The organism is Limosilactobacillus coleohominis 101-4-CHN (genome assembly GCF_000161935.1).
GTDB lineage: Bacteria > Bacillota > Bacilli > Lactobacillales > Lactobacillaceae > Limosilactobacillus > Limosilactobacillus coleohominis_A.
On sequence record NZ_GG698802.1, the window covers coordinates 1 to 13,863 of the forward strand.

Sequence of the window (13,863 nt, forward strand, 5' to 3'; positions counted from 1 at the left end):
TTATTATGGAGGATTAGCTCAGTTGGGAGAGCATCTGCCTTACAAGCAGAGGGTCACAGGTTCGAGCCCTGTATCCTCCATTGAGTTGAAAAACTCATGAGCCGTTAGCTCAGTCGGTAGAGCATCTGACTTTTAATCAGAGGGTCGGCGGTTCGAACCCGCCACGGCTCATTGGCCGATTGGTCATTCGTTTGCCGACTTAGCTCAGTTGGCTAGAGCACCTGTCTTGTAAACAGGGGGTCGGAGGTTCGAGTCCTCTAGTCGGCATTAGCTAAATATTTATGCGGAAGTAGTTCAGTGGTAGAACATCACCTTGCCATGGTGGGGGTCGCGGGTTCGAATCCCGTCTTCCGCTTTGCCAATTCCATAATATTATGCCGGGGTGGCGGAATTGGCAGACGCACAGGACTTAAAATCCTGCGGTCAGTGATGACCGTACCGGTTCGATCCCGGTCCTCGGCATTTTTGCACCCATAGCGCAATTGGATAGAGTGTCTGACTACGAATCAGAAGGTTGCAGGTTCGACTCCTGCTGGGTGCATTTTTTCGGAAAGTAGCTCAGCTTGGTAGAGCACCTGGTTTGGGACCAGGGGGTCGCAGGTTCGAATCCTGTCTTTCCGATTTATAGTAAAATATATACTATACTTAATTCGCGGTGTAGCTCAGCTGGCTAGAGCGTCCGGTTCATACCCGGGAGGTCGTGGGTTCGATTCCCTCCGCCGCGATTTGGGTGGTTAGATTGGACCTTTAGCTCAGTTGGTTAGAGCAAGCGGCTCATAACCGCCCGGTCGTAGGTTCGAGTCCTACAAGGTCCATTTACCGAAAGGTAAATGTTGATTATATATTATGGAGGATTACCCAAGTGGCTGAAGGGGGCGGTCTTGAAAACCGCTAGGCCGGGCAACCGACGCAAGAGTTCGAATCTCTTATCCTCCTTTTTTATTATCGCGGGGTAGAGCAGTCTGGTAGCTCGTCGGGCTCATAACCCGGAGGTCGTTGGTTCAAATCCAGCCCCCGCAATTGGTCCGTTGGTCTAGTTGGTTTAGGACGCATCCCTGTCACGGATGAGATCACGAGTTCGAGTCTCGTACGGACCGTATGGCTCGGTAGCTCAGTTGGTAGAGCAACGGATTGAAGCTCCGTGTGTCGGCGGTTCGATTCCGTCCCGCGCCATTGTTTTATGCGGGTATAGTTTAGTGGTAAAACCACAGCCTTCCAAGCTGTTGTCGCGAGTTCGATTCTCGTTACCCGCTTCTACCGATATTTTTGGTATGGGCCTATAGCTCAGTTGGTTTAGAGCGCACGCCTGATAAGCGTGAGGTCGATGGTTCGAGTCCATTTAGGCCCATTGGGGAAGTACTCAAGTGGCTGAAGAGGCGCCCCTGCTAAGGGTGTAGGTCGCGACAAGCGGCGCGAGGGTTCAAATCCCTCCTTCTCCGTTATTGCTCGCGTAATGTGAGTTTATGACCCGTTGGTCAAGTTGGTTAAGACACCAGCCTTTCACGCTGGTAACGTGGGTTCAAATCCCGCACGGGTCACTTTTATTATCGCGGGGTAGAGCAGTCTGGTAGCTCGTCGGGCTCATAACCCGGAGGTCGTTGGTTCAAATCCAGCCCCCGCAATTGGTCCGTTGGTCTAGTTGGTTTAGGACGCATCCCTGTCACGGATGAGATCACGAGTTCGAGTCTCGTACGGACCGTTAATGAAGCATTCCTTAAGTGGAATGCTTTTTTTATTTCTAAATTTAACAAAAATGATAAACAAAAAGGCAGCCATTAGGCCGCCAATAGTAGCTATTCTTCCACTGTTTTAAAAACTTCTGTAAAATTACGTAGTTGTTGATTGGTATAATCCTTTAGCTATGCATAAACAGGACTCTTTAACCACTTTTTCAAATCGTCTTCAGTTTTCCAAACGGTTAACATGACAAGCGTTTGTGGGTGATCCATTCGTGTTGCAAAGTAACCGCCACTCATTTGATCTTTAAATTGATCATAAGTTTCGTCTAAGACATGAGGGCCGACTTTCTTTAGCATAGCACGAGTTTCTTTAGCTAAATCAAATGCTTGGAGAAAGAAAAAGCCATCAAAAGAGTCATCACCGACATGATGAGTCGTTTCTAATTTAATCGAAGAGCCAAAGATACTTGGTTGATCAGATAGATCCATTAAAATGTAATTATCTTCGGTTGTTAGGTTTTCCGCCATTACAAACCGCCGATCAGGATTGGCTTTAATTTCATCATCAAAATATGATTTGGAGCCTAAAGCATAGTTAATAACCTTAATCATTCCATTCACTCCTTTACAGATGTATTATACACTAAAAATAGAATGGTAAAAAATCTGATTATGGTTTTCTGCAAACTTGACTCAGCTAATAGAAAAGGTAAAATTAATATATTATAAATGTTTTGGGTAGGGGGTGTAATTTTGGAAAAACGCCAGCTGGATGAGAATACGATTCAAGTGATTATTAACCAAGATGATTTAGAAGAACGTGGAATTTCAATGCTTGATCTAATTGGAAACCAAAAGCAAATTGAAGATTTCTTTTATAGTATTCTCGAAGAGGTTGATACAGAACATCAATTTCAAAAAAATGATTCCGTTACTTTTCAGGCATTACCGATTAAAGATGGTTTGGAATTAATTATTTCGAAAAATGTTAATCGTGGATCTAATTCTGAAATGAATCAAGTTTCAAAATTAATTGCTGACCAATTGCGGGGACACGATCATCAAAGTTATTCGAGTAATCCTCAGTCTGATAATAATACCGTTCATAGTGATGCCGTTCTTTCAAATACATTCGTGGTTCGATTTGCAGATTTCGAAAACTTTATTGAGTTAGCTAATGTTTTAACCGATGATAATTTAAATGCCGATCTTTTCCATTACCAGAAAAAGTTTTATTTGGTACTGCAAGACCTCAATAATGTCGGAATGTCAAAGGACACAATTCTTAATTACCGAGCTCTTGCCAGTGAATATGGTCAGATTGTTGACATTACACCATCATTACTGCAAGAACATGGTAAATTGATCATGCGTCAGTCAGCATTAGAGACAGCAAGATATTATTTCAAGTAGGAACTTCAGTGGACACTGGAGTTTTTTGCATTTTTATTAACTTTTTTTCGTATTTAAAATATGGGTGATAAAATGCAAATTGGAATGAATAGTCATCATGAATTAGTCCATATTCAACAAGCACGATTTAATGAGCAATATTTCTGCCCTGAGTGTTCACAATCTCTTATTATTAAGAGGTCGAAAAATGAGCGACCTTTTTTTGCTCATTATTATCATTCAGAATACTTATGTGGAGAGTCGCAAAGTCATGAACGAGGGAAAAAACAAATTTTTCAATGGGCAAATCAACGTGGCTGGGACCCGCTGCTAGAAGCGTATTTACCAGCTATTAAACAACGTCTGCGGATTAATAATAAGCAGATTGCGTTGGAATATCAGTGTAGCCCATTGAGCCTAACCAAAATCAAAGCCCGCAATCGCGGCTATCAAATTCAGGGTATTTCTGTGAAGTGGATTCTAGGCCCTCGTTATCAAAGAAAATTACATTTTAGTAAGATTGCGCAGTTTACCCAGCAGTATCATAATCAACTTTATCTCTATTTTTGGAACTCGACGACTTGCCGTTTGGTATATCGTAATAATTATGCAACTTGCTCTTTTAATGCTAATTGGGGACTCATTTGGCAAAAGATTAGACACCAAACAAATCACTTACAACGGCGCCGTTTAATTTCAAATTCATTAATAAATTTAGCTTATCAAAATGGTCGTATCGCCAGCTGTTGTCCACTTTTCGTTCATGATATTCAAAAACGTTGGCCTGTAATGCAGCAACCAATTATGAAATGGCGGTTGAAAACGTTATTAATGATGGAAAAATGGCCAATTGGTAAACAAGTTACCCTTAAATATTGGCAGCAGTGGTTATTTGAACAGGCCGATTGGCTTGAATTTCCTTGTTTAGACTTTCGAATAGTCGAACAATTACGATTTCAAGCAATTAATGACTGGCAAAAATCATTAGTCAAATCCAGGATTATCATTATAGATAGGAAGACAGTAATTTATCGTCAGATGCCTCATTGGTTTTCAACTATTGAAGAAAAGTATGGTGAAATTCAGCGACTTTCCACAAGAAATAGGCAGACTGATTCAACGTATGATAGAATGGTGGGGTATGAATGAAGGAGGAAGAGTAATGGTTGAGGATTGGCAGCACTTCTTATTACCTTATCAGCAGGCAGTCAATGAATTAAAAGTTAAGCTGCGGGGAATGCGTAAGCAATATCAGGACCAAGCTCAACACTCACCAATTGAATTTGTCACTGGGCGCGTTAAGCCCGTCGATAGCATAAAGGAAAAAATGGTTCGGCGCCATGTTGCCGAGGATCGACTTGAGCAAGATATGCAAGACATTGCAGGTGTGCGGATTATGTGTCAATTCGTTGAGGATATTTATGAAGTGGTCGATTTATTGCGTGAACGAAGTGACATTAATATTTTGGAAGAACGTGACTATATCAGTAATGTCAAGCCGAGTGGTTATCGTTCATACCACATCGTTGTTGAATATCCAGTTCAATTGATCACTGGTGAAAAGAAGATCCTCGCAGAAATTCAAATTCGGACGTTGGCGATGAATTTCTGGGCAACAATCGAACATTCATTGAATTACAAATATCAAGGAGCTTTTCCGAGTGACCTATCAGCAAGATTGAAGAGTGCGGCAGAAGCGGCCTTTAAACTTGATAATGAAATGTCCGAGATTCGCGAAGAAATTCAAGAAGCTCAAAATCTTTTTTCCTATAGTAAAAACTCTGATTGGTCGCAACAGAACTCAACACAAGAAAATCAGCAAGAGAATAAACAATAGTTGGTGATTATATGAAAGTAGCAGTCTATACTTATTCATCGCCGGAATCCCTGCGATTACGCGATTTGATTATTAAAGGACTAGACGAGTATAAAATTGATTACGATGAGGGACATCCAGATATCGTAATTACGATTGGCGGTGATGGGACACTGCTGTCGGCATTTAATAAATATGAGGACCAATTAGATACCATTCGATTCATTGGTATTCATACTGGGCATTTGGGCTTTTATACTGATTGGCGTAATTTTGAAGTCCATGATTTAGTTGCCAGTCTTAAAAATGGCGCCGGACAGTCAATAAGTTACCCATTAATTGAGATGACGGCGAAGTTTTCTGACGGTCAAGTCATGAAAAAAATCTGCTTAAATGAATCAACTGTCAAAAACATTACCAAGACAATGGTGTGCGATGTTTATATTAACCACGAACTGTTTGAGCGTTTCCGTGGAGATGGCCTGTGTGTTTCAACGCCCACTGGTTCCACCGCCTATAACAAAGCAGTGGGGGGTGCAGTTATGGATCCGCACATTATTGGATTCCAACTGGCAGAAATGGCATCACTTAATAATCGTGTTTTTCGTACGCTAGGCTCACCTACAATTTTTGGAGCGGATAATATTCTCACGTTGCGGCTAAAAGATGAATCAAGCATTGTTCTGACCTGTGATCGTGAAAAATGGGTCCTTGATTCTAAACGGCATCATTTAGTTGAGTTAACTTTTGAAGTTTCGAGTAAAAAGATTAAGTTTGCTAAGTACCGTCATACTAATTTTTGGCAGCGGGTTCGTGAGTCATTCATTGGAGATCTCTAGATGATTTTTACATGGCAGTACCAAGGAACAACTGAACGTAAATTAAGAAGTGTTTTGAAATCATTTGGTGTGACCAGTTCACTTTTAAAGGTTGCAATTTTTCATGGCGGTTCATTACAAATTGATCATCAACCAGCCTGGGCGGTGGATAAAGTTTTACCAGGACAAATGGTTGGTATTGAGCTGCCTGATGAAACCGCCAATCCGCGGATTACGGCCTTCCCGGGCTCATTTCAAATTGCTTATGAAGATGCCGATTTTTTAGTGATTAATAAGGATGCAGGAGTGGCAACCGTACCTGCTCATAATGTTGCAGTGCAAGATAGTTTAGTTAACCGTGTCAAAAATTATTATTTAGTTCATCAGTATCCAAATCAGGTAACTCACGTTGCAACCCGCTTGGATAAGGATACTAGTGGATTGGTAGTTTTTCCAAAGCATCGATTTGCTCATGCTGTTTTGGACCGGCAATTAAAACGTCATCAAGTAAAAAAAGAATATGTAGCGATTGTTGGTGGTCAATTAAGCAACCACCACGGTTATATTTATGCGCCAATTAGTCGTGATCCGGAGTCATTTGTGAAACGACAAGTTTGTGATGATGGAAAGGAATCTATAACTGAATATTGGACGGAACGGACTGTCGAACAGTTTTCAGTTGTCCGAATTCGTCTTCATACGGGGAGAACTCACCAAATTCGGGTGCATTTTAGCTTTTTAGGACACCCGTTAATTGGTGACGATATGTATGGAGGAACAGGTTTATTTATGTCTCGTCAAGCGCTTCACTGTCGCTATATTAGTTTTTACAGTCCATTTAAAAAACAACAAATTGAGTGTCAGGCACCACTACCTGATGATATGAACAAATTAATCGCAAAACTTTAAATTTATAAAGAAACCCTCGAGTTCTTATGCATTGAGCTCGAGGGTTTCTTTCTTTGGAACATCAGATTATTAATTTTGTTCAAACCACTTTTTAACACAAACTGGTTCAGGGCTAATAACATCTTTTTGCATTAAGGTTAACATTCCATTTTCAGTATTCCGCCGATAAAGGGTTAAGTTATCACTATTTTGATTAGAAGCGATCAGGAACTTTTCATCGCTATTCAGTTCGAAGTCACGAGGGAAGTCACCTTCGGAAGAGATTGATTGAATATGTTTAACCGTGTGGTCAGGTTGCACTGCGAAGACAGCAATCGTATTTTCACCACGATTGGATGTGTAAATAAATTTACCATCAGAAGTAATATGAATGGCAGCAGCTCCATTATGAGCGGTCCAATCATCAGGAATTGTCTTGATCGTTTGAATATGGGTGAATGATGCGTCCGCCGCATTATATTTAAGGACCGCTAATTTACTACTAAGTTCGCCTAAAACGTATGCATATTGACCATTCGGAGCAAAGACCATATGACGAGTTCCAAAACCAGGTTCAAACTTAAATTGGTTGGCTGCGGTTAATTTGCCATCATCACTGATGTTGTAGATAACCAATAGGTCCATTCCTAAGTCACAAACTGCTAACCGACCGTCAGGTGTTAAGTCAGTAAAGTGGGGGTGTGGACCATCTGCTTGTTCTGGTTCAGGCCCGTGAGTTCCTTCATGTTTAACCGAATCAGTTTGGACGAATGTGCCATCTGGATTAATCTGATAAACATTGACTTCTGCCTTATGATAATTAGCCGTAAACATCAAGTGACGTTTAGAATCTAGGCCAACATAAGCTGGTGGAGAACCGGCTGATAATGATTTATCCACTAATGTTGCCACACCATTTTCGATGTGATAGGATGCTACGCCGCCAAGATTACCTTCTTGACGAATTGAAAACACAAGATGGTTAGGGCCAACCTGTAAGTACGCTGGCTTTTCAGACTCAACAATGACTCGATCATTAACAAGCTGTCCCTTAGTTGGATCTAAGGTGACAGCGTACATTCCCTTACTAGCTTTTTTGGTATAAGTCCCAATTAAGAAATTTTCCGCCATGAGAACGCCTCCTAAATAGAATTGTCTCTATCATAGCAGGTCTCAATAGCTTCTACCAGTTCTTGTGATATGGTAAACTATCTAAGAAAGGAATTTGCTATGAAAAAAATTGAAAAAGTTAGTTCTTGGTTATGCGACCATTTGGCACTATTTAACTGCCCAGTTTGTCATGAAAAATTTATGCAGGTCAATAATCAACAATTGGTTTGTGTGAACGGTCATCGGATCAATATTAATAAACATGGTTACGTCTATTTTTTGCAAAAGGGTGTTAAGTCTGAATATGATCGCGAGATGCTTCTTGCAAGACGCCAACTCCTGTCTGCAGGCCTATTTAAGGGAATTATTACGGCAATAAATGAAGAATTAGGACCGACTCCACAGAGGATTCTGGATGTTGGTAGCGGTGAAGGAACCCCACTATTCCAACTTCAACAGTTACGAAATCGGCATGATGAAACTTATGTTGGCTTTGATATTTCACGTCCAGGGGTGCAATTAGCGACGCAATTAGATTCGGAATTATTTTTCTGCTTGGCAGACCTGCGTCAGCTTCCGTTTCAAAATAACTCATTTTCCACTATCATTGAACTGTTTTCACCGTCAGATTATCGTGAGTTTCACCGAGTTTAAAAAAACGATGGAAAGATAATCAAAGTGATTCCAACAGGAAATTATCTCCATGAAATGCGTGCATTACTTTATCCAGCGGATGATAAACATCAAAAATATGATAATACTGCTGTAAAAAAACTATTCGCCGATCATTTTGGTGCAACCCACGTAAAGAATGTTCAATATCGGTTTACCATTCCAAAATCACTGCGGTCATCAATGATCGAGATGTCGCCACTTCACTGGGGCAAAAATGCTCGTCATTTAACGGAAGCTGAAATTAATCAATTAACGACTGTTACCGTTGATGTGGACCTATTAATTGGTAAACAGAATTAGTTGTTGTTCCCGACAAATTATATGCTATAATAACTATTAGAAATCGTTTAGCAAGCGACATCGATCGGGTGAGTTCGTTGGTACTTGCTAAGGTGTACTTCATTAAAGCAGCGTTTCGCCGTGCCCACACCGAGACCCTGCTTTTTTTATTTGCAAAAAGAGGAAAAACTATGACAAATCATATTGTATTATTTGAGCCACTATTCCCGGCCAACACTGGGAATATAGCGCGGACATGTGCTGGGACAAATACAGTACTGCATTTAATCAAGCCGCTAGGTTTTTCAACGGATGATAAGCATATGCGTCGCGCTGGATTGGATTATTGGGATAAAGTGAAGGTGGTTTATCACGATGATTTACCATCGTTTATTCAAACTGTACCAGATTTGAAGCATCTATATATTGTTTCCAAGTTTGCCACCCGTGATTATACGGATGTTGATTATACAGAGTCTGGTGACCATTATTTCTTGTTTGGTAAGGAAACAACAGGGTTGCCGGAACCATTTATGCGGAAGTATCCTGAATTAGCAATTCGGATTCCACAAAATGATCAAAATATTCGCGCATTAAACTTATCTAATAGTGCTGCAATCATAATTTATGAAGCATTACGGCAACAAAGTTTTCCTAATTTGGCGCGTACTCATCGGTACCCATTTGATAAATTAAAATAAAGGAAGGATTAAAATGGCGAGGAAAGGATCAATGAAAACTAGAACTAGAAAAAAGCGGACGAGAACTACCCGCGGTAAAAAAAATAATTCACTAGTTGGAAGTCTTTCTGGGGCCTTAATAATCCTTTTGACTTTAACCGGAATGTTTCAATTAGGTGTGCTGGGTTCGTTAGTGCTAGGCATCTATAAGATGTTAGTTGGACAAAGTTATCTATTATTAATGATCATTGTCCTACTTTATTCGCTTGGTCTTGTGATTTATAACCAGTTGGTTCATTTTAGAAAAAATTGGGTATGGGGAATGATTATTTTTTATAGTGGACTATTACTATTTCTTCATTCACTCATGTTTCAAGAGTTGAATCAACATGGACATTTTTTTCAAGTAACTTGGAATAACGTAGGACAAAGTATTGTTAATTCTGACCAGACGATGCCCATTGGTGGCGGATTGATTGGGGCAGGATTATATTCCATTACCAATGTTTTGCTGGGACAAACCGGATCAGTTGCCTTTGCTTGGTTACTGATGATTATTGGAGTCGTGATCTTTTTTAAATTGCCTTGGCACCAAATAATTGTTAGTGGTCATCAAGCCATATTAGGATGGCTCAAACAAATACGCACCCAACAGCAAACTGTTAAGCAAAGACATCGTCAAAGTAAATCATTCCCTACGGTTGACAATAAGCAACCGGTAATACATCAATCCGCTGAGCGTTCTGGTGGTTCTGGTAAGAATAATCTGGAGCCAGCAGTTGAACCTAAGATTACCGTGGCAGCCCAACCAACACCACTCAAGAAAGAACATAATCCAGTTGGTCAGGATAAAGTGAACACGGTGAATCAGAAAGATGAGAAAGCGGTTGGCGATTTTGCCACTGCCTCGGGAAATGATGATGAAAATTATCAACTTCCGCCAACCTCGTTGTTGACCAAAGTGAATGCAACTGACCAAAGTGCGGATCTAAATTCCATTAAGGAGAATACTGCTAAACTCCAATCGACACTGAAGTCGTTTGGTGTTGATGCAACCGTTGAAAATGTTAATTTAGGACCGTCAGTTACCAAGTACGAATTGAGACCAGCAGTTGGGGTGAAGGTGAGTCGAATTACCCACTTGGCGGATGATTTAGCCTTAGCTTTAGCAGCAAAAGATATTCGGATTGAAGCACCAATTCCTGGTAAATCTTTGATTGGAATTGAAGTACCAAATAAGAAAGTCGCGACAGTCGGATTTCGCAATATGATTGAGTCGGTTGCCAGCCATCCTGAAAAGCCGTTAGAAGTACCCCTTGGCCGGACCGTTACTGGGGATGTTATGACTGCCGACTTAACTAAGATGCCACATTTACTGATTGCTGGGGCGACCGGTAGTGGGAAGTCAGTTGCCATTAACGTGATTATTACCAGTATTCTTTTAAAGGCCAAACCACACCAAGTGAAGATGCTCATGATCGACCCGAAAAAGGTCGAACTGAGTGTTTATAATGGAATTCCTCACCTGCTATCTCCGGTTGTTTCAGACCCGAAAAAGGCGGCGCGAGCGTTAGCAAAAGTTGTTGCTGAAATGGAACGGCGGTATGAATTGTTTGCTAGTTTTGGGATCCGCAACATCAATGGATATAATGAACAATTGCAGAAAAATTCTTCAACTGACGAGAATCATCCCTACTTACCGTTAATTTTGGTAATTGTTGATGAACTGGCTGACTTGATGATGACGGTTTCTAAAGAAGTTGAAGATTCAATTGTCAGAATTGCTCAGATGGGACGAGCAGCAGGAATCCATATGATTTTAGCAACTCAACGACCATCGGTTGATGTTATTACCGGCTTAATTAAGGCCAATGTACCGTCACGAATTGCCTTCGCCGTTTCGAGTGGGGTAGATTCACGGACGATTATTGATACCAATGGAGCTGAAAAATTGTTAGGCCGGGGTGATATGCTTTTCGAACCAATTGATCAAAACAAACCAACACGGGTGCAAGGAGCATTCATTTCAGATACAGATGTTGAAAACGTCGTGAAGTTTATTAAAGATGAGCAGCCAGCCGATTATGATGAAAAAATGGTGGTTAGCGATGAAGAAATTCAGCATGAAGAGGAAGTTACCGATCAGGATGAACTTTTTCCAGAAGCTTTAAAATTTGTTGTTGATCAACAAAAGGCCTCAACATCTTTGATTCAGCGCCGCTTTCGGATCGGATACAACCGTGCGGCTCGCATCATTGATGATCTTGAACAACGCGGTTATATTGGACCGGCGAATGGATCCAAACCACGGGAAGTCTATAAGCAAAAAGATGAAGAATAAAAAAAGCGCGCCGTGAAAAGCGCGCAATTTTTTTAAATTAAGTTAAGTGAAGCCACCGCTCCTAAAATTAATGATCCGAGCATTGCAATCAGCATCAGCCAAACTGCGACCATTGTAATCTTTTGAAAAGTTGATTTCTTCTTTTTTTGCATCATATTCAGTCCTTATTAATGTTATGTTAGCTTACAGTTTAATCAATCTGGCGATGAAATTCAAATCATCCAAGCGGAGATATGGTAATATTGTTTAGTAATCAATTGAGGAAAGGGAATTACAAAATTGAATTATCAGCGGGTTCTGATTGAAATATTAATAATTATTTGTTACTGGTTTGTTGAAAAAATGTTTTTTATGGTGTTTGTGAATGCTAAAAATCGGTCACAAGCCAGAATTCACCACCCAAGTATTTGGGCAATTCTTCTTCTAATACTGACTTGGTGGAATTTAGGTTATTACTACATTGCTTATCCAATTATCATCATAGCTGGTCTCGGAATCATTTTAGTGATGAAACAGCTAATTGGTCAGCATGAATTTCTATATCGAATTTTCTGGCCAAGTTTCTGGAATTTAAGTTGTTTGCTGATGATTATTTCATATGTTATATCAATTTTTTGTTATCAACTCCCCACACCATAAAAGGCTGTCTTACCAGTGTTTCAAGGCGTCATCCATTTTGGATGATGCCTTTTTTGATTTAAATGGGGTAATTTAGGGATGAATGTGGTGGATAGTGGTGGATTGTGGTAAACTAAAATTTGTAATTGGCAAAAGGGGGGATTAGTCATGTTTATGGGTGAATTTAATCACTCGATTGATAATAAGGGCAGACTAATCATCCCTGCCAAGTTTCGTTCTCAACTTGGGGAACGATTTGTCATTACTCGGGGGATGGATAAGTGCTTATCTGGATACTCCATGAATGAATGGGACCAACTAAAGCAGCAATTAGAAAAGCTACCGATGACGAAAAAGAATGTTCGACAATTTGTGCGTTTGATTTATTCAGCAGCAATTGAGTGTGAATTTGATCGTCAAGGACGGGTTAACTTATCTAAAACCCTGATTAACTATGCCAACATTAGTAAAAAGTGTGTAGTAGTCGGTGTGTCGTCCCATTTTGAAATATGGGATGAGGATGCTTGGCAGAAATATAGTGATCAAGCCGCGGAAGACTTTGACGAGGTGGCTGAAGATATTGATTTTGATTTCTAGAAGGAGGGAACAAGTCGGATGAAATTTGATCATGTTACCGTACTCCTCCATGAAGCAGTTGCCGGTTTAAATGTGCAACCAGATGGTCAATATGTAGATGCAACATTGGGTGGTGGTGGTCACAGTGGCCTGATTTTATCCAAATTGCATGGTGGTCACCTATATGCTTTTGATCAAGATCGAACGGCAATTGAATACAACCAGGAACATTTAGCTGATTATTTAGCGCGTCATCAATTAACCTTTATCAAGGATAACTTTAAAAATTTGCAAGTTGATTTGAATAAACTTGGGGTTACTAAAGTCGACGGAATTGTCTACGATCTCGGCGTTTCATCACCGCAGTTTGATGATGGGCAACGGGGCTTTAGTTATCAACATGATGCCAAGTTAGACATGCGGATGAATCAGGAGCAATCCTTATCAGCGTATGAAATTGTAAATCAATGGCCCTATGACCGATTAGTAAAGATCTTATATCGTTATGGGGAAGAAAAATTTGCTAAGTCAATTGCACGGGCAATTGAACGCCATCGTGAGGAACGACCCATTACCACTACCTTTGAATTAGTGGATGTGATTAAAGAAGCCATTCCAGCGCGGGCACGACGCCACGGCGGTCATCCTGCCAAAAAGACTTTTCAGGCCATTCGGATTGCGGTGAACGATGAACTGGGTGTTTTGGAAGCATCATTAGAACAGGCTTTTGAAATGCTCAATGTCGGTGGACGAATTAGTGTTATTACTTTCCAGTCTCTGGAAGATCGGTTAGTAAAGACGATGTTTCGTGAACGAACAACCCTTAAAGATGTTCCGGCAGGCTTACCAGTTATTCCTAAGGAACAGCAGCCTGATTTTAAACTGGTTAATCGAAAGGCAATTGAGCCATCACCACAAGAATTGGCAAGCAACCATCGTGCACATAGTGCGCATTTACGAGTAATTGAAAAAGTGAAATAGATTGAAGGAT

12 protein-coding genes, 19 tRNA genes and 1 pseudogene are annotated in these 13,863 nt (G+C 40.6%); 29 read left to right on the forward strand and 3 right to left on the reverse strand.

Translation table 11 applies throughout. The features are described from left to right. The first annotated feature begins 7 nt into the window (after positions 1 to 7). The 19 genes from HMPREF0501_RS00005 (at position 8) to HMPREF0501_RS00095 (ending at position 1,699) form a co-directional block, all read left to right on the forward strand. A tRNA-Val gene (locus HMPREF0501_RS00005) sits at positions 8 to 80 on the forward strand. Between the two features lie 18 nt (positions 81 to 98). Beyond that, a tRNA-Lys gene (locus HMPREF0501_RS00010) sits at positions 99 to 171 on the forward strand. 22 nt (positions 172 to 193) lie between these two features. Beyond that, positions 194 to 267: transfer RNA gene (locus tag HMPREF0501_RS00015), tRNA-Thr, on the forward strand. A gap of 16 nt (positions 268 to 283) precedes the next feature. Next, positions 284 to 355 (forward strand) — tRNA-Gly (locus HMPREF0501_RS00020). A gap of 21 nt (positions 356 to 376) precedes the next feature. Next, positions 377 to 462: transfer RNA gene (locus HMPREF0501_RS00025), tRNA-Leu, on the forward strand. Between the two features lie 5 nt (positions 463 to 467). Then, a tRNA-Arg gene (locus HMPREF0501_RS00030) sits at positions 468 to 541 on the forward strand. Positions 542 to 547: 6 nt separating this feature from the next. After that, a tRNA-Pro gene (locus HMPREF0501_RS00035) sits at positions 548 to 621 on the forward strand. A gap of 30 nt (positions 622 to 651) precedes the next feature. Next, positions 652 to 725, forward strand: a tRNA-Met gene (locus HMPREF0501_RS00040). Between the two features lie 16 nt (positions 726 to 741). Beyond that, positions 742 to 815: transfer RNA gene (locus HMPREF0501_RS00045), tRNA-Ile, on the forward strand. A 33-nt stretch (positions 816 to 848) separates the two neighbouring features. After that, positions 849 to 936 (forward strand) — tRNA-Ser (locus HMPREF0501_RS00050). Between the two features lie 10 nt (positions 937 to 946). After that, positions 947 to 1,020 (forward strand) — tRNA-Met (locus HMPREF0501_RS00055). A gap of 2 nt (positions 1,021 to 1,022) precedes the next feature. Continuing rightward, positions 1,023 to 1,097, forward strand: a tRNA-Asp gene (locus tag HMPREF0501_RS00060). 3 nt (positions 1,098 to 1,100) lie between these two features. Next, positions 1,101 to 1,173, forward strand: a tRNA-Phe gene (locus HMPREF0501_RS00065). Between the two features lie 9 nt (positions 1,174 to 1,182). Continuing rightward, positions 1,183 to 1,253 (forward strand) — tRNA-Gly (locus HMPREF0501_RS00070). Positions 1,254 to 1,273: 20 nt separating this feature from the next. Next, positions 1,274 to 1,348, forward strand: a tRNA-Ile gene (locus tag HMPREF0501_RS00075). A 2-nt stretch (positions 1,349 to 1,350) separates the two neighbouring features. Continuing rightward, a tRNA-Ser gene (locus tag HMPREF0501_RS00080) sits at positions 1,351 to 1,439 on the forward strand. Positions 1,440 to 1,465: 26 nt separating this feature from the next. Beyond that, positions 1,466 to 1,538 (forward strand) — tRNA-Glu (locus HMPREF0501_RS00085). A gap of 10 nt (positions 1,539 to 1,548) precedes the next feature. After that, positions 1,549 to 1,622 (forward strand) — tRNA-Met (locus HMPREF0501_RS00090). A gap of 2 nt (positions 1,623 to 1,624) precedes the next feature. After that, positions 1,625 to 1,699, forward strand: a tRNA-Asp gene (locus HMPREF0501_RS00095). Between the two features lie 160 nt (positions 1,700 to 1,859). On the opposite strand, the gene HMPREF0501_RS00100 is transcribed toward HMPREF0501_RS00095, so the two are convergent. Beyond that, complete coding sequence (locus tag HMPREF0501_RS00100; protein WP_040455465.1) at positions 1,860 to 2,291, reverse strand: hypothetical protein; 432 nt, start codon at positions 2,289 to 2,291, stop codon at positions 1,860 to 1,862. Positions 2,292 to 2,432: 141 nt separating this feature from the next. Here HMPREF0501_RS00100 and HMPREF0501_RS00105 point away from each other — a divergent pair, with 141 nt between their 5' ends. The 5 genes from HMPREF0501_RS00105 to HMPREF0501_RS00125 all read left to right on the forward strand — a co-directional run bounded on the left by HMPREF0501_RS00105 (position 2,433) and on the right by HMPREF0501_RS00125 (position 6,614). Continuing rightward, a complete protein-coding gene (locus HMPREF0501_RS00105; RefSeq protein ID WP_040455468.1) occupies positions 2,433 to 3,092 on the forward strand; it encodes an adaptor protein MecA in 660 nt (219 codons plus the stop codon). 72 nt (positions 3,093 to 3,164) lie between these two features. Beyond that, positions 3,165 to 4,220, forward strand: coding sequence for a competence protein CoiA (locus tag HMPREF0501_RS00110; protein ID WP_040455470.1), 1,056 nt, complete (start codon positions 3,165 to 3,167; stop codon positions 4,218 to 4,220). Between the two features lie 13 nt (positions 4,221 to 4,233). Continuing rightward, positions 4,234 to 4,908 carry a GTP pyrophosphokinase family protein gene (locus tag HMPREF0501_RS00115; protein WP_006915740.1) on the forward strand — a complete coding sequence of 225 codons (675 nt, stop codon included), beginning with the start codon at positions 4,234 to 4,236 and terminating at the stop codon, positions 4,906 to 4,908. Between the two features lie 11 nt (positions 4,909 to 4,919). Further along, the gene (locus tag HMPREF0501_RS00120) at positions 4,920 to 5,726 is read left to right on the forward strand and encodes an NAD kinase (RefSeq protein ID WP_006915741.1); all 807 of its coding nucleotides are present in this window, start codon (positions 4,920 to 4,922) and stop codon (positions 5,724 to 5,726) included. Then, positions 5,727 to 6,614: an RluA family pseudouridine synthase gene (locus HMPREF0501_RS00125; protein ID WP_006915742.1), complete on the forward strand. Its 888-nt coding sequence runs from the start codon at positions 5,727 to 5,729 to the stop codon at positions 6,612 to 6,614. 69 nt (positions 6,615 to 6,683) lie between these two features. Here the strand turns inward: HMPREF0501_RS00125 and HMPREF0501_RS00130 are convergent, their stop codons facing one another. Continuing rightward, positions 6,684 to 7,724 (reverse strand): lactonase family protein, encoded by a 1,041-nt coding sequence (locus tag HMPREF0501_RS00130; RefSeq protein ID WP_006915743.1) that lies wholly within the window; start codon positions 7,722 to 7,724, stop codon positions 6,684 to 6,686. Positions 7,725 to 7,823: 99 nt separating this feature from the next. Between HMPREF0501_RS00130 and HMPREF0501_RS00135 the strand changes: the two are divergent. The 3 genes and pseudogenes from HMPREF0501_RS00135 (at position 7,824) to HMPREF0501_RS00145 (ending at position 11,678) form a co-directional block, all read left to right on the forward strand. Then, positions 7,824 to 8,678, forward strand: a pseudogene (locus tag HMPREF0501_RS00135) (methyltransferase domain-containing protein). A gap of 170 nt (positions 8,679 to 8,848) precedes the next feature. Continuing rightward, complete coding sequence (locus HMPREF0501_RS00140; protein WP_006915745.1) at positions 8,849 to 9,358, forward strand: tRNA (cytidine(34)-2'-O)-methyltransferase; 510 nt, start codon at positions 8,849 to 8,851, stop codon at positions 9,356 to 9,358. Between the two features lie 13 nt (positions 9,359 to 9,371). Further along, complete coding sequence (locus tag HMPREF0501_RS00145) at positions 9,372 to 11,678, forward strand: DNA translocase FtsK (RefSeq protein ID WP_006915746.1); 2,307 nt, start codon at positions 9,372 to 9,374, stop codon at positions 11,676 to 11,678. A 32-nt stretch (positions 11,679 to 11,710) separates the two neighbouring features. Here HMPREF0501_RS00145 and HMPREF0501_RS08660 read toward each other — a convergent pair whose 3' ends face one another. After that, positions 11,711 to 11,830, reverse strand: coding sequence for a DUF4044 domain-containing protein (locus tag HMPREF0501_RS08660; RefSeq protein ID WP_081443408.1), 120 nt, complete (start codon positions 11,828 to 11,830; stop codon positions 11,711 to 11,713). A 634-nt stretch (positions 11,831 to 12,464) separates the two neighbouring features. Between HMPREF0501_RS08660 and mraZ the strand changes: the two genes are divergently transcribed. Continuing rightward, on the forward strand, positions 12,465 to 12,893 hold the full coding sequence (gene mraZ, locus HMPREF0501_RS00155) for a division/cell wall cluster transcriptional repressor MraZ (RefSeq protein WP_006915747.1): 429 nt from the start codon (positions 12,465 to 12,467) through the stop codon (positions 12,891 to 12,893). Between the two features lie 18 nt (positions 12,894 to 12,911). Further along, positions 12,912 to 13,853, forward strand: coding sequence for a 16S rRNA (cytosine(1402)-N(4))-methyltransferase RsmH (rsmH, locus tag HMPREF0501_RS00160; protein WP_006915748.1), 942 nt, complete (start codon positions 12,912 to 12,914; stop codon positions 13,851 to 13,853). Positions 13,854 to 13,863 lie beyond the last annotated feature (10 nt).